This window comes from Micromonospora sp. KC213 (assembly GCF_004348325.1).
Taxonomy (GTDB): domain Bacteria; phylum Actinomycetota; class Actinomycetes; order Mycobacteriales; family Micromonosporaceae; genus Micromonospora.
Genome location: NZ_SMKF01000120.1, coordinates 1 through 18,015, shown reverse-complemented (window position 1 = coordinate 18,015; position 18,015 = coordinate 1). Strand labels below are relative to the sequence as shown.

At 73.3% G+C, this 18,015-nt stretch carries 21 protein-coding genes; 6 read left to right on the top strand and 15 right to left on the bottom strand.

Annotated features, from left to right (window positions below; translation table 11 throughout):
* Nucleotides 1–27 precede the first annotated feature (27 nt).
* From mutM to rsmD, 8 genes are all read right to left on the bottom strand, one after another.
* The gene (gene mutM / locus E1166_RS21580) at nt 28–885 is read right to left on the bottom strand and encodes a bifunctional DNA-formamidopyrimidine glycosylase/DNA-(apurinic or apyrimidinic site) lyase (RefSeq protein WP_132341449.1); all 858 of its coding nucleotides are present in this window, start codon (nt 883–885) and stop codon (nt 28–30) included.
* Nucleotides 878–1,744 carry a ribonuclease III gene (rnc, locus tag E1166_RS21575; RefSeq protein WP_132341447.1) on the bottom strand — a complete coding sequence of 289 codons (867 nt, stop codon included), beginning with the start codon at nt 1,742–1,744 and terminating at the stop codon, nt 878–880. The genes mutM and rnc overlap by 8 nt, the downstream gene beginning before the upstream one ends.
* Complete coding sequence (locus tag E1166_RS21570) at nt 1,741–2,697, bottom strand: phosphate acyltransferase PlsX (protein WP_243710470.1); 957 nt, start codon at nt 2,695–2,697, stop codon at nt 1,741–1,743. Before E1166_RS21570 ends, rnc begins: the two co-directional genes overlap by 4 nt.
* 137 nt (nt 2,698–2,834) lie before the next feature.
* Nucleotides 2,835–3,008 (bottom strand): 50S ribosomal protein L32, encoded by a 174-nt coding sequence (gene rpmF / locus E1166_RS21565; RefSeq protein ID WP_088963525.1) that lies wholly within the window; start codon nt 3,006–3,008, stop codon nt 2,835–2,837.
* Nucleotides 3,009–3,013: 5 nt separating this feature from the next.
* Nucleotides 3,014–3,577, bottom strand: a complete 564-nt coding sequence (locus E1166_RS21560) for a YceD family protein (RefSeq protein WP_132267326.1) — start codon at nt 3,575–3,577, stop codon at nt 3,014–3,016.
* A 110-nt stretch (nt 3,578–3,687) separates the two neighbouring features.
* Entirely contained in the window at nt 3,688–4,185 is a 498-nt protein-coding gene (locus tag E1166_RS21555) for a hypothetical protein (RefSeq protein WP_111246403.1), read from the bottom strand.
* Nucleotides 4,186–4,338: 153 nt separating this feature from the next.
* Nucleotides 4,339–4,827, bottom strand: coding sequence for a pantetheine-phosphate adenylyltransferase (coaD, locus tag E1166_RS21550; protein WP_132341443.1), 489 nt, complete (start codon nt 4,825–4,827; stop codon nt 4,339–4,341).
* Nucleotides 4,824–5,387, bottom strand: coding sequence for a 16S rRNA (guanine(966)-N(2))-methyltransferase RsmD (rsmD, locus tag E1166_RS21545; RefSeq protein ID WP_132341441.1), 564 nt, complete (start codon nt 5,385–5,387; stop codon nt 4,824–4,826). Before rsmD ends, coaD begins: the two co-directional genes overlap by 4 nt.
* Before the next feature lie 311 nt (nt 5,388–5,698).
* Between rsmD and E1166_RS21540 the strand changes: the two genes are divergently transcribed.
* A complete protein-coding gene (locus tag E1166_RS21540; protein WP_132341439.1) occupies nt 5,699–6,955 on the top strand; it encodes a cell wall anchor protein in 1,257 nt (418 codons plus the stop codon).
* An 87-nt stretch (nt 6,956–7,042) separates the two neighbouring features.
* Here the strand turns inward: E1166_RS21540 and recG are convergent, their stop codons facing one another.
* Together recG and E1166_RS21530 are read right to left on the bottom strand one after the other, a co-directional pair.
* Nucleotides 7,043–9,244, bottom strand: coding sequence for an ATP-dependent DNA helicase RecG (gene recG / locus E1166_RS21535; RefSeq protein ID WP_132341437.1), 2,202 nt, complete (start codon nt 9,242–9,244; stop codon nt 7,043–7,045).
* A complete protein-coding gene (locus E1166_RS21530; RefSeq protein WP_132341435.1) occupies nt 9,241–10,857 on the bottom strand; it encodes a DAK2 domain-containing protein in 1,617 nt (538 codons plus the stop codon). The genes recG and E1166_RS21530 overlap by 4 nt, the downstream gene beginning before the upstream one ends.
* 238 nt (nt 10,858–11,095) lie before the next feature.
* Here E1166_RS21530 and rpmB point away from each other — a divergent pair, with 238 nt between their 5' ends.
* Nucleotides 11,096–11,287: a 50S ribosomal protein L28 gene (rpmB, locus tag E1166_RS21525; RefSeq protein ID WP_046569512.1), complete on the top strand. Its 192-nt coding sequence runs from the start codon at nt 11,096–11,098 to the stop codon at nt 11,285–11,287.
* Nucleotides 11,288–11,580: 293 nt separating this feature from the next.
* Here rpmB and E1166_RS21520 read toward each other — a convergent pair whose 3' ends face one another.
* Entirely contained in the window at nt 11,581–12,042 is a 462-nt protein-coding gene (locus E1166_RS21520) for a GNAT family N-acetyltransferase (RefSeq protein WP_132341432.1), read from the bottom strand.
* A gap of 28 nt (nt 12,043–12,070) precedes the next feature.
* Nucleotides 12,071–13,009, bottom strand: a complete 939-nt coding sequence (locus E1166_RS21515; protein ID WP_132341430.1) for a thiamine-phosphate kinase — start codon at nt 13,007–13,009, stop codon at nt 12,071–12,073.
* 144 nt (nt 13,010–13,153) lie between these two features.
* Between E1166_RS21515 and E1166_RS21510 the strand changes: the two genes are divergently transcribed.
* Entirely contained in the window at nt 13,154–13,387 is a 234-nt protein-coding gene (locus E1166_RS21510; RefSeq protein ID WP_013284547.1) for an Lrp/AsnC ligand binding domain-containing protein, read from the top strand.
* Nucleotides 13,388–13,396: 9 nt separating this feature from the next.
* Nucleotides 13,397–14,020, top strand: coding sequence for a DUF3515 family protein (locus E1166_RS21505; RefSeq protein WP_132341428.1), 624 nt, complete (start codon nt 13,397–13,399; stop codon nt 14,018–14,020).
* Between the two features lie 46 nt (nt 14,021–14,066).
* On the opposite strand, the gene E1166_RS21500 is transcribed toward E1166_RS21505, so the two are convergent.
* Together E1166_RS21500 and E1166_RS21495 are read right to left on the bottom strand one after the other, a co-directional pair.
* Entirely contained in the window at nt 14,067–15,167 is a 1,101-nt protein-coding gene (locus E1166_RS21500; RefSeq protein WP_132267308.1) for a D-alanine--D-alanine ligase family protein, read from the bottom strand.
* Nucleotides 15,168–15,314: 147 nt separating this feature from the next.
* The gene (locus tag E1166_RS21495) at nt 15,315–15,545 is read right to left on the bottom strand and encodes a hypothetical protein (protein WP_132267341.1); all 231 of its coding nucleotides are present in this window, start codon (nt 15,543–15,545) and stop codon (nt 15,315–15,317) included.
* 263 nt (nt 15,546–15,808) lie between these two features.
* Between E1166_RS21495 and E1166_RS21490 the strand changes: the two genes are divergently transcribed.
* Together E1166_RS21490 and E1166_RS21485 are read left to right on the top strand one after the other, a co-directional pair.
* Nucleotides 15,809–16,654: a helix-turn-helix transcriptional regulator gene (locus tag E1166_RS21490; RefSeq protein ID WP_132341426.1), complete on the top strand. Its 846-nt coding sequence runs from the start codon at nt 15,809–15,811 to the stop codon at nt 16,652–16,654.
* Between the two features lie 3 nt (nt 16,655–16,657).
* Nucleotides 16,658–16,858 (top strand): DUF397 domain-containing protein, encoded by a 201-nt coding sequence (locus E1166_RS21485; protein WP_132341424.1) that lies wholly within the window; start codon nt 16,658–16,660, stop codon nt 16,856–16,858.
* A gap of 84 nt (nt 16,859–16,942) precedes the next feature.
* Here E1166_RS21485 and E1166_RS21480 read toward each other — a convergent pair whose 3' ends face one another.
* The gene (locus E1166_RS21480) at nt 16,943–17,998 is read right to left on the bottom strand and encodes an ROK family protein (RefSeq protein ID WP_132341422.1); all 1,056 of its coding nucleotides are present in this window, start codon (nt 17,996–17,998) and stop codon (nt 16,943–16,945) included.
* Nucleotides 17,999–18,015 lie beyond the last annotated feature (17 nt).

Genomic DNA, 18,015 nt, shown 5'->3' with positions numbered 1-18,015 from the left:
ACCCCCGCCCGGGCGACGGGCCGGAGCTCACCCGCGCGGTGCCGACCGGGGCCGGGGCTGGCAGCGCGGGCAGCTGTACGATGACCGGTTCATGAACGCCTCCCGCCGGATCGGCGTGCCGCAGCGCCGGCAGGGCGCACCCTCCCGGCCGTAGACGTTCAGCGACCGGTCGAAGTAGCCGCTCTCGCCGTTGACGTTGACGTACAGGGCGTCGAAGCTGGTGCCGCCCTGCTGGATCGCCTCACCCAACACGTCCCGGACGTGGCCGAGCAGGCGGGTGGCGGCCGGGGCGGTCACCGCGCCGGTGGGGCGCGCCCCGTGCAGCCTCGCCCGCCACAGCGCCTCGTCGGCGTAGATGTTGCCCACCCCGGAAATCAGGGTCTGGTCGAGCAGCGCCCGCTTCACCTCGGTACGCCGCCGACGCAGTGCGGTCACGAACCCGGCGTCGGAGAACTCCTCGTCCATCGGGTCCCGGGCGATGTGCGCGATCTCGGCGGGCAGCTCCGCGCCGCTCTCGCTGACCGACAGCCCGCCGAACGTGCGTTGGTCGACGAAACGCAGCTCGGGGCCGTCGTCGGCGAACCGGAACCGGACCCGCAGGTGCAACTCGTCGGCCGCGTCGATCGGCTGTAGCAGCAGTTGGCCGGACATGCCGAGGTGACCGACCATCGCGTCGCCGCTGTCCAGCGGCAGCCAGAGGTACTTGCCCCGGCGGCGTACGCCGGTGACGGTGCGGCCGGCGAGCACGTCGGCGAAGTGCGTGGCGCCCGCAGCGTGCCGGCGTATCGCGCGCGGGTGGCGCACCTGTACCGAGGCGATCCGCCGGCCGGTGACCCACCGGGCCAGGCCCTGCCGGACCGTCTCGACCTCGGGCAGCTCAGGCACGGCCCAGACCCGCCCCGGCGGGGCCAGCGGGCGGCTCGACGGCGACCGGGGCCGGCTCAGCCACCGCGGGCGGCTCGGATCGCGCCACGGCCGGCTCGGATTCCGCCGGCTCGGATTCCGCCGCGACCAGGGCCGCCTGCTCCCTCTCGGCCTGCTCGGTCAACTCCCGCCAGGCCGCCTCGGCGGCCCGCTGCTCGGCCTCCTTCTTGCTGCGCCCCTCGGCCCCGCCGTAGCGGTTGCCGGCTACCACCACCCAGGCGGTGAAGGTCTTGAGGTGGTCCGGGCCGGTGCCCTCGATCCGGTACTCGGGGACGCCCAGTCCCAGCGCGGCGGTCAGCTCCTGCAGGCTGGTCTTCCAGTCCAGTGCGGCCCCCCGGCCGGCGGACTCGGCCATCACCGGGTCGAACAGCCGGTGGACGACCTGAGCGGCGGTGTCCAGGCCGTACTGCAGGTAGATCGCGCCGAGCAGCGCCTCCAGGGTGTCGGCGAGGATGCTCGCCTTGTTCCGGCCGCCGGTGGCCTCCTCACCCTTGCCCAGCAGCAGGTACGCCCCCAGCCCGTCCGGCCCCAGGCCACGGGCCACGTCGGCCAGGGCGCGCATGTTGACCACGCTGGCCCGCAGTTTGGCGAGCTGCCCCTCGGGCAGGTCCGGGTGATTGCGGAAGAGGGCGGTGGTGATCACCACGCCGAGCACCGAGTCGCCGAGGAACTCCAGCCGCTCGTTGGTGGGCAGGCCGCCGTTCTCGTACGCGTACGAGCGGTGGGTCAGCGCCCGCTCCAACAGTTCGGGGTCGAGCGTCACACCGAACGCCGCCTCCAGGTGACCGACGGGAGCACGCCGCCGCTTGTCGTTCGTCATGCCGTTACCTCGGTGTCGTTGCTGTCACTGGGCGGTGGATGCTGGGCAGCGCCGTCGAGCAGCGCCCGGACCCGGTCGGTGGTGCCCCGCCGCCACAGGTGCGCGGCGAGGGCGATCCCGGAGGCGACGTCGTCGGCCTCGGCGGCGCCGTGGCAGACCACCACGGTGCCGGCCACGCCGAGCAGGGCCGCCGCGCGGGGCGTGCCGCCGCCGACCGGCGGACCACCCGCCATCGTGTACGCGCCCTCGATCGCCTTGAGCAGCACGTTGCCGGTGAACCCGTCGGTGACCACCACGTCGGCGCGGGCGCCGGTCGCCACGTCGTACCCCTCGACCAGGCCGACGTAGCGCGCGCCGCACGGCAGCCGCGCGGCGGCGAGCTGGGGGTCGGCGGCCCGCCGCGGGCGGTCGCCCTTGCCGGCCTCCGTCCCGACGGAGAGCAGTCCCACCCGGGGGGCGGCGACGGCGTGCGCGACGGCGGCGTAGGCGGCACCGAGCAGGGCGTGCCGGACCAGGGTGGCGGGGCGGGGTTCCAGGGAGCCGCCGACGTCGAGCAGCACCACCGGGCCGGAGACGGCGGGCAGTGTGGCCACCAGGGCCGGCTGCCGGACGTCCTGCCACCGGCCGAGGCCCAGGGCCGCGGCGGTGACGGTGGCGCCGGTCGAGCCGGCGGAGACGAGGGCGTCGGCGGTGCCGTCGCGGACGGCGGCGACCGCGGCCCGGACGGTGCTGTCGGCACGCGGCGCGTGGTGCGCCGGTCCGGGCACGGCACGGGCCGCACGGACGGCGACCCGGGCACGCTGCGCCGGGGTCAGCGCAGCGGTCACCGCGACCGCGACCTCGGTCGGGCCGACGAGCAGCAGGTGCAGGTCCGGATCGGCGCGTACGGCTCGCAGAGCGCCGTCAACCACGACGGCGGGGGCGTCGTCCCCGCCGAGGAGGTCAACGGCGATCCGCGCGGTGCCCGGCTCCGCACCGGTGCCGGCCGGGGTGGACCGACCGGCACCGGAGGGAGCCGGGGCACCGGGCGATCGCCAGGGTGCGCGCGCCACCCGACCCGTGGTCGGGGGCGTCACTCGGCGTCCAGACCTCAGACCTCGAGAACCTGGCGGCCGTTGTACGTGCCGCAGACGGAGCACGCGGCGTGCGGCAGCTTCGCCGACTTGCACTGCGGGCAGGCCACGGTCGCGACCACGGCCGCCTTCCAGTTCGCCCGGCGGGACCGGGTGTTGCTGCGCGACATCTTGCGCTTCGGGACGGCCACGGTTCCTACTCCTCTGTACGGTTCAGTTGCGACAGGCCCGCCCAACGCGGGTCGATCTGCTGGTGGCTGTGGTCGGCCGGCAGATCGTCCCAGTGCACCCCGCACTCGGGGCACAGGCCTGGGCAGTCCTCCCGGCAGAGCGGGTTCGTCGGCAGCGTCAGCACCACCGCGTCCCGCAGCGCCGGCTCCAGGTCGATCAGATCGCCCTGCATCCGGCCCACCTCGTCCTCGTCGGTCGTGTCGTCCGTGGCGCTGTTTTCGTACGCGTACAGCTCCTGGACGGGCACGGCCACCGAGTCGTTGATCTGGCGCAGGCAGCGGCCGCACTCGCCCCGGATGGGACCGGTGACGGTCCCGGAGACGAGTACGCCCTCGGACACCGACTCCAACCTCAGGTCGAGGTCGAGATCCGCGCCCTCCGGCACGCCGATCAACTCCACGCCGAGGTCCGCCGGTGCCGGAACGACCCGCTTGACCGTACGCATCGCGCCAGGCCGACGCGGCAGGTCCCTCGTGTCGAGGACCAGCGGCGACCTGGGGTCGAGGTTCGATGGCGAGTGTTTGGGCATAGTCAGACTCCGGCCGGTGAGAGGCCGACAAAGAAGGTTACCTGGGCGACCGCCGCACCGTCGAACCGGGGCGACGCCCCTGGCCGGCATGTCGGCTGGTGAGGTGTCGTTCAGAAGGGTAGCGGGCGTTCGGCCTCGTCCCCACCGAAGGTGCCGATCTCCCGCAGCGCGTGCATCTTGTCCCGGCCACGCTCGATCGAGGCCAGCGCCCGGGTCAGGAACTGCTCGAAGTTCGCCAGCGCGGTGTCGACGTAGTCGTCGACCTCCTCGCGCAGCCGCTGCGCCTCGGCCCGGGCCTCCGCGATGATCCGGGCACCCTCGTGCTCGGCGGAGACCGTGATCTCGTTCACCGAGACGAGGCGGGCGTGTTCCGCCTCACCCTCGCTGATGATCCGGTCGGCCTCGCGCTTGCCGGCCTCCATGATCTTGTCCCGCTCCTCCAGGAGGGCGGCGGCCCGGCGCAGGTCGGCGGGGAGTTCGGCGCGCAACTCGTCCAGGGCCGCGATCATCTCGCCCCGGTCGACCATGCAGTTGTTCCGTGACATCGGGACGGAGCGGGCCTGCTCCACCATGGCGATCAGTTCGTCGATGCGATCGAGCGGGTCCACCGGTACCTCACTCCTGTCGTCCGTCGGCCGACCTACATGCTGCGGGCTCCGGCCGGTTTCCCGCTGCACACATGATGTCGTGTGCCGGCCACCCCCGCCCCATCCACCCCGGTCCGGCGCGTCGCGCGTCGCCCGGCGGCGGTGGGGACGGATTCATCTGCGGGACTCCGGCCCGATGCGGGCCTCGAGTTCGGCCCGGACCCGGTCGGGCACGTGGGCGGAGATGTCCCCGCCCCACTTCGCCACGTCCTTGATCAGACTCGAGGAGATGAAGGAGTAGAGCGGGTTGGTGGGCATGAACAGCGTCTCCACCCCGGCCAGGCCGATGTTCATCTGCGCCATCTGCAACTCGTAGTCGAAGTCGCTGACCGCCCGCAGTCCCTTGATCAGCACGCTGGCCTCCTGCGCCCGGCAGAAGTCGACCAGCAGGCCGCGGAAGGATTCGACCCGGACGTTGTCGTACGAGGCGGTCACCTCGCGAAGCATGTCGATCCGCTCATCGACGGTGAACAGGCCGCTTTTCGACTGGTTCACCAGCACGCCGACGATCACCTCGTCGAAGAGCCGGCTGGCCCGTCCGACGATGTCGAGGTGCCCGTTGGTGACCGGGTCGAACGAGCCGGGACACACCGCACGTCTCATGATCGGCGACCGTACCAAAGGGTGGTCTCGCCGTAGCGCCGACTGCGCTCGGCGGTGACGCCCTGCACCCAGGCGACCGGCCCGGTCCGGCTGGAGCGCTCCACCACCACCAGGGCGTCGGGGGCCAGCCAGTCGTGCCGCACCAGCGCGGTCAGCAGCTCGGTGATCTCCGCATCCGGTGTCGCGTACGGCGGGTCGGCGAAGACCACGTCGTACGGCTGGTCACCGGGACCGGCCGCCAGCACGCCGGCCACCCGGCCGGTGACCAGCCGGACGGCGGAGCCGGCCCGGAGGGCGGCGACGTTCTCCCGGATCACCCGGGCGGCCCGCGCGTCGGACTCGACCAGCAGCACGTGCTCGGCACCCCGGGAGAGCGCCTCCAGGCCCACCGCGCCGGAGCCGGCGTACAGGTCGGCGAAGCGCGCACCGACCAGGTCCACCTCGGCCTGCACGGCACTGAACAGCGCCTCCCGCACCCGGTCGGAGGTGGGGCGGGTACCGGCGCCGGGCGGGGCGGCGATCCGCCGCCCGCCGAAGGTGCCGGCCACGATCCGGGTCACGGTCTGTCCCCTCTCATGCCGCTGACGCTACGCGACGATCCCGGCGGTGCCACCGACACGGCGGGTGTCCACCGGGCCACCAGATGATCACACTCGGTTGATCAATGATCTCAGATACATAACAAGATGTTTAGGGAAACATGTGGACTGTCGGGCCGACGACCGGCCCACTAGGGTCGGCCGGGTGCCGGCCTCGTACGCCGGCCACGTGGCGCGGGGAGGCGCCGTCGCGGGGCGCAGGCGCGCGACCGCGACCAGCCGCCGCCATCCCACGCGCCGCGCCCCTGACGCTTTTCACCCCGGGAGTACGCGTGATCCGTCCCCAGCCCTCCCCACGGCGACCGCTCGTCGTGGCCGCCGCCGCGCTGGCCGGCCTGGCCACGGCGCTCGCCTTCACCGCACCGGCGGTCGCCACCAAGCCGTCCCCCTCGCCGTCGGCCTCCCCGACCGGCAGCGCCGCCGCCGGCAAGTCGAAGGGCTCCGCGCCGAACTGCGTCAAGGCCGACGACGCGCGCTACACGCACACCTTCGACGGCCCGAAGGGCGAGGCCTCGATCACCCTCACCAACGGCCCGCTCTGCGTGGGCGAGGAGCAGGAACTGGCCCTGGTGTCGTACGTGGCCCCGTCGGCCAAGTTCGCCCTGCCGCAGTACGTGCTGGCCAGCTCGGTCAACAAGTTCACCGGGGTGGCCGAGGGTGAGCTGGGCGTGTCCACCCTCACGTTCCAGGTCGAGGTGCCCACCTGCTACACCCAGGTCGACTTCGTCTTCGGCAGCACGATCATCGACCCGCTGACCGAGACCAGTGAGCGGTACGGCGACCGCAAGGTCGGCAGCCCCAAGGGCATCGGTTCCCGCTCCAAGGGCCCGAATGCCTGGTACAACGGCGGCTCCGGCACCTGCGTGGCGACCCCCGAGGTGATCGCCTCCGCCGACTGCGACGGCGGCGTCGAGCTGACCCTGGTCAACCGCAACGGCAACGCGCCGGCCGCGTTCACCGTGGCCGGCAGCAACGGCTTCACCAGGAAGGTGACCGTGCCGATGCGGACCATCGAGAAGCTCGAACTCACACCGGCCCAGGCGCAGACCGTCACCGTCACCGCGCCCGGCATGAAGGACTTCACCAGCGACTGGGAGAAGCCCGAGGACTGCCAGGAGCCCGAGGTCGGTACGCCGGAGGCCAGCTACGAGTCCACCTGCGACCAGATGATCTTCCAGGTCAGCAACCCGGAGGACGGCACCACCGTGACCTCGACCTTCACCCCCAACAAGGGTGAGGCCAAGACGCTGACCGTCGAGCCCGGTCGCAGCGGCAGTGTCAGCTTCAAGGCCGGCAAGGGTCTCACCGTCACCGTCACCGGCGACCTGGACTCGGGTGGCCCGTTGGCCTGGGAGCAGCCGGAGGACTGCAAGGACGGCGGCACCGGCGGCGGCGAGCCGGAGGAGCCCGGCCTGCCGCTGACCGGCGCGGCGGCCGGCAGCATCGCCGCGGGCGCGCTCGCCCTGCTGGCGGCCGGCGTGGTGCTCTTCGTCGTCGCGCGACGCCGACGGATCCGCTTCACCGCCTGAGCGACACCTGCCTGACCACCGAGGGCGCGTCGACCACCCGGTCGGCGCGCCCTCGGCGTTGCTCGCGGTCCGTCGCCGGGTCCTCCCTCACCCCTTTTCCAGGTACTCCGCACGTTCCTCGTCGACCAGCGCGGCGACCGACGCGGCCAGGGCCGGATGCCGGACCAGCTCCGGATCGTCGGCGACCAGGGCGATCGCCTCGGTGCGGGCGTCGCGGATCAGGTCGGTGTCGCGCAGCAGCGACAGCAGCCGCAGGTGCGAGCGGCGGCCCGACTGGGTGGCGCCCAGCACGTCACCCTCGCGACGCTGTTCCAGGTCGAGTTCGGCCAGCTTGAAACCGTCGGTGGTGGAGGCGACCGCGTCCAGGCGGTCGCGGGCCGAGGAGCCCTCGGCCGCCTCGGTGACCAGCAGGCAGAGCCCGGGGGCGGTACCCCGGCCGACCCGGCCCCGCAGCTGGTGCAGCTGGGACACGCCGAACCGGTCGGCGTCCAGCACGATCATCACGGTGGCGTTGGGCACGTTGACGCCCACCTCGACCACGGTGGTGGCGACCAGCACGTCCAGGTCACCGGCGGCGAACGAGCGCATCACGGCGTCCTTCTCGTCGGCGGGCAGCTTGCCGTGCAGGACACCGATCCGCAGCCCGTGCAGCGGCCCCTCGGCGAGCAGCGGCGCCACCTCGGTCACCGCCAGCGGCGGCCGCCGACCGCTGTCGTCCTCGCGGGGCGCCTCCTCGTCGCTCTGCGGTCCCTCACCAATGCGCGGGCAGACCACGTACGCCTGGTGGCCGGCGGTGACCTCCTCGCGCAGCCGGCGCCAGGCCCGGTCGAGGAAGGCCGGCTTCTCGGCGGCCGGCACCACGTGCGAGGCGATCGGCGAACGCCCCTGCGGCAACTGGGAGAGGGTGGAGGTCTCCAGGTCGCCGTAGACGGTCATCGCGACCGTGCGCGGGATCGGCGTGGCCGTCATCACCAGCACGTGCGGCGGCTGGTCGGCCTTGGCGCGCAACGCGTCGCGCTGCTCCACACCGAAGCGGTGCTGCTCGTCCACGACCACCAAGCCGAGGTCGGCGAAGTCCACCCCCTCGTAGAGCAGCGCGTGGGTGCCGAGCACGATGCCCGCCCGCCCCGCGGCGACCTCCGCCAGCGCCCGCCGCCGGGCCGCCGCGCCGAGCGAGCCGGTGACCAGTTCGACCCGGGTGGCGTCCTCGGCCGCACCCAGCTCGCCGGCCTGGGCCAGCGGGCCGAGCAGCTCCAGCATCCCCCGGTGGTGCTGGGCGGCGAGCACCTCGGTCGGGGCGAGCAGCGCCGCCTGCCCGCCGGCGTCGACCACCTGGAGCATCGCCCGCAAGGCCACGACCGTCTTGCCGCTGCCGACCTCGCCCTGCAGTAGGCGGTGCATCGGGTGGGCGGTGGCCAGGTCGGCGGCGATCTCCACGCCCACGTCCCGCTGACCGGGGGTCAACTCGTACGGCAGCCGGGCGTCGAACGCGTCCAGCAGCCCACCCCGCTTCGGTGGCCGCGCCTTCGCCGGCCAGGCCGCCGCCCGTACCTTGCGCTGCGCCAGGGTGAGCTGCACCGCGAACGCCTCGTCCCACTTGAGCCGGCGGCGCGCCCGGTACAGTTCCTCCTTGCTGGACGGGCGGTGGATCTCCCGCAGTGCGGTTCCGATGCCGACCAGGTTGCGGGTGGCCCGCACGGTGGCCGGCAGCGGATCGTCGGGCGGGGTGAACGTGTCCAGCACCACCCGCACGCAGCGGGCGATCACCCAGGTGGGCACGGCGGCGGCAGCGGGGTAGACCGGGATCAGCGCCCCGGCGAACTCCTCGACCTCCTCGTTGGCCGCCGCCTCGCCCTCGCCACCCTCGCCGAGCAGAACGTACTCCGGGCCGTTGAGCTGCCGCTTGCCCCGGAACTCGGTGACCTTGCCGGCGAACAGCCCCCAGCGGCCGGGGCGCAGCTCCCGCTCCCGCCACGCCTGGTTGCCGAAGAAGGTACAGGTGAGCACCCCGCCGGAGCCGTCGCCGACGGTCACCTCCAGCAGGTTGCCCCGGCGTTGGCGCATCGGCCGCACGGCGGTGCGCTGCACCTGGGCCAGCACCGTGACCTGCTCCCCCACGTCCAGCGAACGGATGTCGGTGTGTTCGCCGCGCTCGTCGTAGCGGCGCGGGAAGTGGTAGACCAGGTCGCCGGCGGTGTGCAGGTCGAGGTGGCTCGCCAGGGCCTTGGCCGTGCGCTCGCCGACCAGCTTCCTCAGCGGCGTGTCCACGGTCGACGGCTCGCTCGTCATTCGACCCCCACCAGGAGCGGATAGTGCGGTTGGCCGCCCGGATACGTCTGCACCTCGACGAAGGGCCAGCACCGCCCGACGTGGGCGCGCACGGCCTCGGCCAGGCCGTCCGGGGCGTCCGCGCCGGTGAGCAGGGTGACCAGATCCCCGCCGCCGCCGAGCATCCGGTCGACCACGGCGACGCAGGTGTCGACCAGGTCGCCGCCGATCAGGTGCACCTCCCCCTCGACCAGGGCGAGCACGTCGCCGGGACGGCACGGGCCGGCGACGGTCAGCGCCTCCCGGCTGGCGTGGCAGACCTCGGCGTACCGGCAGGCACCCGCCGCCTCGGCCATCGCGATCACATCGTCCTCGAAGCGCCGCTTCGGGTTCCGGACGGCCAGCGCCGCGAGGGCCTGCACCGGGGAGCGGGTCGGCACCACGCTGACCTTGATGCCGAGGGCGTGTGCCTCCTTCGCGGCGGCGCTCGCCACGGCCTGCGTGTTCGGGTCGTTCGGCAGCACCACGACCCGGGCGGCGGCGGTGGCCCGGACGGCGTCCAGCAGCTCGCCGGTGGACGGGTTGCCCGGCACCACCGTGGCCCCCTCGCCGGTGAACAACTCCGCGAGGCCCGCTCCGGCGGCGACCACCACCGCCGCCCGGCCGTCCGCGGCCGGCGCGGCGGGCGCCGCCTGGTCGGCGAACCGGGTGACCGAGATCCGGTACGGCCGGCCGGCCACCACCCCCGCCTCGACCGCCGCGCCGATGTCGTTGACGTGCACGTGCACGTTCCAGGTGGTGGATGCCGCGGGCGACGGGCCGTCACCGACCACCACCAGCGAGTCGCCGAGCGCGGCCAGTTCGGCCCGCATCCGGGCCACCGCCGTGTGGTCGGCGTCGAGAAGGAACTGCACCTCGTACGCGTACTCCTCGGAGCCGGTCTCCCGAACGGTCGTCAGCGGCGGGCGGACCGTGCGGGTCATCGGCACCGGCCGGGGTGGGCTCTCCCCGGTGACGACCTCGACCAGCGCGTCGAACAGCAGGCAGAGCCCCCGGCCACCGGCGTCGACGACCCCGGCGTGGGCCAGCGCGGGTAACTGTTGCGGGGTGCGGGCCAAGGCACGGGCCGCCTCCCCCGCCGCCACCCGGGCGACGGTGCCCAGGTCGTCGCTGTCGGCCTGTTCGGCTGCGGTCGCGGCGGCGGCCACGACGCTGAGCAGCGTGCCCTCCACCGGCTGGGCGACGGCCGCGTACGCCGTCGTGGTGGCGGCCCGCAGCGCGCCGGCCAACTCCCGGCCGGCGACCGTGGGGGTGGCGGCGAGCGCGTCGGCGAGGCCACGCAGGATCTGTGACAGGATCACCCCGGAGTTGCCCCGCGCGCCGAGCAACGCGCCGCGCGCCATCAGCCGCAGCGCGTGCCCGTGCGGGGTCTGCCCGGCCTCGGGCAGGGTTTCCAGGTCCATCGCGAGCGCCTGCTGGGCCGAGGTGAGGGTGAGCACCATGTTGGTGCCGGTGTCGCCGTCGGGAACCGGGTAGACGTTCAGCTCGTCGATCTCACCCTGATGCTGCCGGAGCGCGGCGAGCCCGTTCGCGCACCAGCGGCGTACCGCGGTGGCGTCGAGGGTGTCCAGCACGGCCAGAAGCCTACTGTCGCGTACCGACACGCGCCGGGGTCGACCGGCTCTGCCCGCGTGTCCGAGGGTCCGGCACCGTCGGGTCGGGTGCCGGCCGGGCGAAGGTGACCGGCGTCACGTCGTCGCCTGCGGACCGGGCCGGTTGGTCGAGGGTAGGGGTCATCGGGTAACCTGGCCAGGTTGCCCGGGCAGCGCCCTGCTGGCGACCTCATGAACGTATCAATCCCAGGAGTATCCCGTGGCTAGCGTGTGCGACGTCTGTGGCAAGGGGCCGGGCTTCGGCCACAACGTGCCCTGGTCCAAGAAGAAGACCAACCGCCGCTGGAACCCGAACATCCAGTCGGTGCGTACCCCGGCCGGTGGCGGCACCACCAAGAAGCTGCAGGTCTGCACCTCGTGCATCAAGGCGGGCAAGGTCACCCGCGCCTGACGCGACCACGGACGGTGCTTGCGCCGTCCGCTGGCACGGACCACCCCATACAGCGCAGAAGCCGCCCGGAACCGTCCGGGCGGCTTCTGCGCTGTCGTTCTCGTCGGTGACTCCGTCCACCCACTGGCGCTGCGGCGCACTGACCTCCACCTCCGGCCCACTGTCCGTAGCCATGGTCCGACGTCACTCGTTGGGGCGATTCGGCACCGGGTGCCGCCAGCAGCTCGCGTGACGACAACCGCCACCCCGGCCACCACCGGACCAGGCGAATGGGAGCCCGGACGGGAGGTCGATCAGAGCACCCGCCCGAAGGAGAGGCAGCCCGGCTCGTCGGCGTAGAAACCGAAGTTCGGGATCGGCTCGTAGCCGGCCGAGGTGTACAGGGCGATCGCCTCGGGCTGCTTGTCGCCGCACTCCAGGACGATCCGCTTGCGGCCGTGGTACCGGGCGGACTCCTCGACCGCCGCCAGCACCGCGCGGGCAACCCCCCGTCCCCGGGCCGCCGGGTCGGTGTACATCCGCTTCAACTCCGCGGTGTCGTCGCCGTGGCCGCGCCAGCCGCCGCAGCCCACCGGCCGACCGTCCAGGTACGCGACCAGGAAGGCTCCCCGCGGCGGCACGAACTCGGCGGCGTGCACCGGCGTGTCGTCGCCGTTGCCGCCGTACCGCTGCGCCAGGTCGGCCAGCGTGGCGCGGATCAGCGACTGCGCCACCGGCGAGTCGAAGGCCAGGGGGCGGATATCGAGCTGACTCACCGGTAAAGGGTACGACCCTGGCTGGCCGTTACCGGAAGTGGTCCCAGCCGGTCGGGCCGTCGTACCCGGTGCCGTCGACGGTGACCCCCGCGCCCGGCACCACCCGGCCGATCGGCCGCCACGGGGCCGGCAACGCCACGGCCGGGGGAAAGGTCGCGGCCAACGCGTGGTCGTCGCCCCCGGCGAGGATCCACGAGTACGGGTCGACCCCGAGTGCCTGCGCGGCGTCGCGCATCTGCCGGGGCACCTCGAAGGCGTCCCGGCGTACGTCGATGCCGACCCCGCTGGCCGCCGCCACGTGGCCCAGGTCCGCCAGCAGCCCGTCCGAGACGTCGATCATGGCGGTGGCGCCGAGCCGGGCGGCCTGCGGCCCGGCCGGGTACGGCACCTCCGGCCGCCGGTACGCCTCCACCAGCAGCCGGGGGGTGCGGAATCCGCGGGACAGCACGGTCAGGCCGGCGGCTGCCCAGCCGATCCGGCCGGCCAGCGCGAGCACGTCCCCCGGCCGGGCCCCGGAGCGGACCACCGGGTCGCGCCCGCCCAGGTCACCGAGCGCGGTGACCGCGATGGTCAGCGTCGGACTGGCGGACATGTCGCCGCCCACCACGCCGGCACCCACCGTGGCCGCCTCCGCCCCGAGCCCGTCGGCGAGCCCTTCGGCCCAGGCGGTGTCCAGGTCCGCCGGCATGCAGAGGGCGACCAGCAGCGCGGTGGGGACCGCCCCCATCGCGGCGATGTCGGCGAGGTTGGCCGCCGCGGCCCGGTGCCCGACGTCACGCGCGCCGGACCAGTCCCGGCGAAAGTGCCGCCCCTCGACCAGCACGTCGGTCGAGGCCACCACCCGCTGGTCCGGCGCGGCCACGACCGCCGCGTCGTCACCCGGGCCGAGCAGGCAGTGCCCGCCGTGCGCCAGCCGGGCCGTCACCCGCTCGATCAGCCCGAACTCCCCGACACCCGCGACCGTCATCCCGTCCCCTCACTCCTGTCCGGACCACCCTCGCCAATGCTCGCTCACCGCGTCCGACCGGCCACCGATAGGGGTTTCCCCTGCTCCGTAAGGTAGTTTCACCCTTCGGGCCGCCCGCTGGCGGCGACGGACGGAGGTCGAGTCGTGGTACAGGCGTACATCCTCATCCAGACCGAGGTCGGCCGGGCGCGTGACGTGGCCGGCCTGATCGCGGATCTTGCCGGCGTGGTCCGGGTCGACGCCGTCACCGGGCCGTACGACGTGGTGGTGCTCACCGAGGCGAACACCGTCGACGAACTCGGTAAGTTGATCGTCAGCAAGGTGCAGATGGTGCCGGGTATCACCCGCACCCTCACGTGTTCGGTGGTGCGGCTGTAAGTGGACCGGATGACCTCTTGCCCCTCCCCGTCGGTCGAGCGCGAGCAGCCGGCGGAGGACCGGCCCGGCCGGGATCCGGCGACCCGGCGGGCGGCGCTGCTCGCCACCCTGGTCGCGGTGCCGGTGACCGTCGCGGTCGCCGGGTTCACCCTCGCCCGGCTCGCGCCCGACACCCCGGCCGCCGCGCCCAGCCCCACCGTGACCACGGCCCACGCGCAGTCCGGCGCCCCGGTCGCAATGGCCGCCCCGGCGCTCGCCGCCCGCCCGGCCACGATCTGCCGGGCGCTGATGTCGCAGCTGCCCGAGTCGGTACGCGACCTGCGGCAGCGCCCGGTGACCGCTGGTCCCGAGCAGAACGCCGCGTACGGCGACCCGGCGCTGACCGTGGCCTGTGGCGGCGCCGAGCCGACCGTCCCCGCCACCGCCGACGTCTGGGCGGTCAACAGCGTCTGCTGGTACGGCCGGCAGGAGGGCGGGGCCATGGTGCTGACCACCGTCGACCGGGAGACCGCCGTCACGGTCACCGTGCCCGCGGCGTACGAACAGCCGTTGCAGTGGGTGGCCCCGATCTCCGACCCGATCGTCGCCTCCGTCCCGTCCGGTGGCGAGGTGCCGTCCGGCTGCCGGCGCTGACCGGCGGCTGCCCGCACCCCCGGTCGAGCCCCGGCGGTGACACCGGTCAGCGGGGGCCGGCGTCGCGGTGCAGGGCCGTTCGGATCAACCGGTTGACCAGCTTCGGGTACTCCAGCCCGGAGGCCGCCCACATCCGGGGGAACATCGAGGTCGACGTGAAGCCCGGCATGGTGTTGATCTCGTTGAGGTAGACGTCCAGCTCGGGTGTGACGAAGAAGTCGACCCGGGCCAGGCCGGAGCAGTCCAGTGCGGTGAAGGCCCGGGTGGCGTACTCCTGCACCCGGCGGGTGACCCGCTCGGGCAGGTCGGCGGGGATGTCGTACTCGCAGGAGTCGTCGATGTACTTGGCCTCGAAGTCGTACCAGTCGTGGCCGGAGACGACCCGCACCTCGGCGAGCACGGACGCTTCGGGGGCCCCGCCGGCCTCGCCCTCCAGCACGCCGCACTCGACCTCCCGGCCGACGATCGCGCCCTCGACCAGCACCTTGGTGTCGATCTCACGGGCCGCCGCGACGGCGGCGTCGAGCTGGGACCAGTCGTCGACCTTGGTGATGCCGAAGGACGAGCCGGCCCGGGACGGCTTGACGAACACCGGCAGGCCGAGGCGCTCCTTGTCGGCCTCGCTGAGGTTGGTGCCGCTGCGCAGCACGGCGTACGGGCCGACCGGGATGCCCTCGACGGCGCAGAGCTTCTTGGTGAACTCCTTGTCCATCGCCGCCGCCGAGGCGAAGACGTTCGCCCCGACATAGGGGATGTCGGCCATCTCCAGCATGCCCTGGATGGTGCCGTCCTCGCCGTACGCGCCGTGCAGCACGGGGAAGACCACGTCGACGTCGGCCAGCGCGCGGGGGCCCTCGGCCGGGTCGAGCACCATCAGTCCGGCTGCGGTGGGGTCGGCACGCAGCACCAGTTCCGCGCCGGACCCGGCGGTGATCTCCGGCAGCCTGCGGTCGTGGATGGCGAGCCGGTTCGGGTCGCCGTTGGCGAGCACCCACTGCCCCTGGCGGGTGATGCCCACCGGCACCACCTCGAACTCGTCCGGGTCGAGCGCGCCGAGCACGCTGCCGGCGCTGACGCAGGAGATGCCGTGTTCGGGGCTGCGACCGCCGAAGACGATCGCCACGCGGGTCTTGCCTGGGGTGGTCACTGGGTCACCTCTCGGTACGCGACTGCGGAGCCGCCAGCGGCGCTCACCCGGTTGACCTTACTGTGGGTGGCGGCGGGCCGATGGCGATACCCGGCAGGAGGAGAACATCCTTCGCAACCGGTCATCCGCGTCGACACGGAGCGTGGCCTAGCTGTCGGGGGTGGCGTGCCGCCCCCGCCCGACGGCGATGACCTTCACCCGCTGCCGGCCGGCGCGCACCATCCCGAGGGCCATGAAGGCGCCGGCGATCCGATCGGCGGCCTCCCGGCTGTTGGCACCGACCACCTGTCGCCGCCGCTCGGGCGCGGTCCGCTCGTCGCGAACCTCCCTCCCCTCGACCGTGCGGACGTCGGTGAGCACCACGAGGAACCGGGTCATCGCCGCTCGCCCAGCCATCCGCCCACCCTCATCCGACGTTTTCCTCCCCGATGGAGGGCGGCGGTGGCACGTGGCGATCAGGTACGGGGGAGTAAACCCGATCGCCACGCGCCCCATCCCCTCCGGTCGCTCACCATCGCCGTCGCCACGACAACCGTTGGTGAGGACGCCAACACAGATTGACAGGTGGACAGGCGTGAATGCAACTCTCATCGACATTCTCTCATGCGCACTTTCCCAGAGACATATGCGACCATCGACTCATGGCTCCGAAGACCGCTCGGGCACGCCGGCTCGGCATCGCCCTGCGCACCCACCGGGAGGCGGCCGGCCTCACGCTGGAGGCCGCCGCCGACGAGATCAACAGCACCCGCAGCACCCTGTCCCGCTACGAGAACGCACAGACGCTGGTCAGCCCCGCCACCGTGCGCGCGCTGCTCAGCCTCTACGGGGTCGGGCCGGACGAGATCACCGCCGCGGTGCAGCTCGCCAAGGACACCCGCAAACCCGGCTGGTGGGTGCCGTACTCACACCTGCTGGACAGACGCACCATCGACTTCATCGCCCTGGAGGCCGAAGCGACCGGCATCGCCAACTTCGAGCCCTCGGTGGTACCGGGCCTGCTCCAGACCGCCGACTACATCCGCGGCGTGATGCGCGGCGGACCCCACACCCTCAGCGACGACCAGGTCGAGCAACGGGTGCAGCTCCGGCTGGACCGGCAGCAGCGGATCAGCGACGACGAACCACCCATCTTCGACGCGATCATCGACGAGGGCGCGCTGCTGCGCCCGGTCGGCGACCGGTCGGTGATGGAACAGCAGTTGCAGCACCTGCTCAAGATGAGCGAACTGCCCAACGTGACCGTCCAGGTCATCCCGCTGTCGGCCGGCTACCACCGGGGCACCCGCGGCTCGCTGCACATCCTCGAGTTCGCCGACCCGGAAGACCCGCTCATCGCCTCGGTGGAGACCGTCGCCGGACAGATGGTCCTCGACCGGCCGGGTGACCTACGAACCTGCACCAAGATCATGGAACACCTGCGGACCGTCGCGCTCAGCCCGACTGACAGCCGCAACCTGCTCCTGCACATGTTGAAGGGACGGTAGGACATGACACCGACGATCGGCGCGGCCTTGGCCACGGCCGCCTGGCGCAAGAGCAGCCACAGCGGAGACGAGGGCGCCTGCGTGGAAGTGGCGACCGTGCCCGACCTGGTCGCCGTCCGCGACTCCAAGGACCCCACCGGCCCCGTCCTGCTCTTCCCACCGGACGCCTGGGCCGCCTTCACCACCGCCTTGCCCCGGCGCTGAACGGCACCGACGAACCCGCCGGCGGCTCGCCGCCCCGAACCGATCAGGAGGTCCGCGTCCCGGTCCCGGACGCGGGCCTCCTGGTCACGTCGTCGGCATGGCCGGCCCGGCAACCGCCCCGGACCGCAGGGCCTCCAGCGCCGCGATGGCCACGCCCCGGGCACCGGCCATGTCCCGGTCCGGCACCAGGGCGAAGGTGGCGACGGCCACCTGCTCCGCGCGCAGCACCGTGTGTTTGCGGACCGTGGCGAGGAACCAGTCCCGAAACTGCGGCTGCGCCTCCACCACCCCGCCGCCGACGAAGTACGCGTGCGGGTCGGTGAGGTTCGCGGCGATGGTGAACAGCCGCCCGAGTGCCGCCGCCTGCTGGGCGAAGACCTCCCGGGCCAGCTCGTCACCCCGCTCCGCGTACCCCCGTACCAGCGTGGCGGCCCGACCTGCCGGCTCCCCGGCGAGCGGGTGGCCTGGATGGCGGGTCAGCCAGTACGGCAACAGGTTGCGTCGGATCGCGGTCAGCGACGCGACGCTCTCCGCGTCCCCGACGAAACCGCAGGCGCAGCGGGGCTCCGGCTGCCCCGGGGCGAGCAGCCCGGCCAACGGGATGTGCACATGCCCGAACTCGCCGGCCATCCCGGCCGCGCCGGTGACCACCCGGCCGTCCACCACGATCCCGCCTCCCAGCCCGGTGCCGACGATCGCCGACACCGAGGAACGGGCCGTCGCCTCCGCCCCGAAGTGGACGTGGTGGGCGTAGAGCGCGGCGGCGTTGCCGTCGTTGAGGTAGACCACCGGCAGGTTGAGCCGCCGCTGCAACGCCCCACGCACGTCGAAGCCGTGCCAGGCGGGCTGGGCGAAGTTCGTCGACCCGCGCGACGAGATCACCCCGTCCGCGCTGGCCGGCCCCGGAGTGTCCAACCCCACCGCCCGCACCAGTTCCCTCGGCACACCGGTGTGCGCGAGCGCTCCGTCCAGGGCGCGGGCCAGCGCCTCGATCGCCGCCTGTGGGCCGGCCCCGACCGCGCTGGGAATCTCCAGCAGGCCGTCGACGAGGAACCGGCCGTCGGCGGTGAGCACCGTGGCGTTGTTGCTCGTACCGCCGTTGTCGAGACCGACCACCACCGGCACACCCGCGTCGCCCATCCGCCGTCCCCTCCCCC

Excerpts from the sequence above, each read along its gene's own strand:
- rnc (WP_132341447.1), bottom strand. The coding sequence starts at position 1,744 with ATGACGAACGACAAGCGGCGGCGTGCTCCCGTCGGTCACCTGGAGGCG.
- E1166_RS21560 (WP_132267326.1), bottom strand. The coding sequence starts at position 3,577 with ATGCCCAAACACTCGCCATCGAACCTCGACCCCAGGTCGCCGCTGGTC.
- coaD (WP_132341443.1), bottom strand. The coding sequence starts at position 4,827 with ATGAGACGTGCGGTGTGTCCCGGCTCGTTCGACCCGGTCACCAACGGG.
- recG (WP_132341437.1), bottom strand. The coding sequence starts at position 9,244 with ATGACGAGCGAGCCGTCGACCGTGGACACGCCGCTGAGGAAGCTGGTC.
- E1166_RS21515 (WP_132341430.1), bottom strand. The coding sequence starts at position 13,009 with ATGACGGTCGCGGGTGTCGGGGAGTTCGGGCTGATCGAGCGGGTGACG.
- E1166_RS21505 (WP_132341428.1), top strand. The coding sequence starts at position 13,397 with ATGACCTCTTGCCCCTCCCCGTCGGTCGAGCGCGAGCAGCCGGCGGAG.
- E1166_RS21495 (WP_132267341.1), bottom strand. The coding sequence starts at position 15,545 with ATGACCCGGTTCCTCGTGGTGCTCACCGACGTCCGCACGGTCGAGGGG.
- E1166_RS21490 (WP_132341426.1), top strand. The coding sequence starts at position 15,809 with ATGGCTCCGAAGACCGCTCGGGCACGCCGGCTCGGCATCGCCCTGCGC.
- E1166_RS21485 (WP_132341424.1), top strand. The coding sequence starts at position 16,658 with ATGACACCGACGATCGGCGCGGCCTTGGCCACGGCCGCCTGGCGCAAG.
- E1166_RS21480 (WP_132341422.1), bottom strand. The coding sequence starts at position 17,998 with ATGGGCGACGCGGGTGTGCCGGTGGTGGTCGGTCTCGACAACGGCGGT.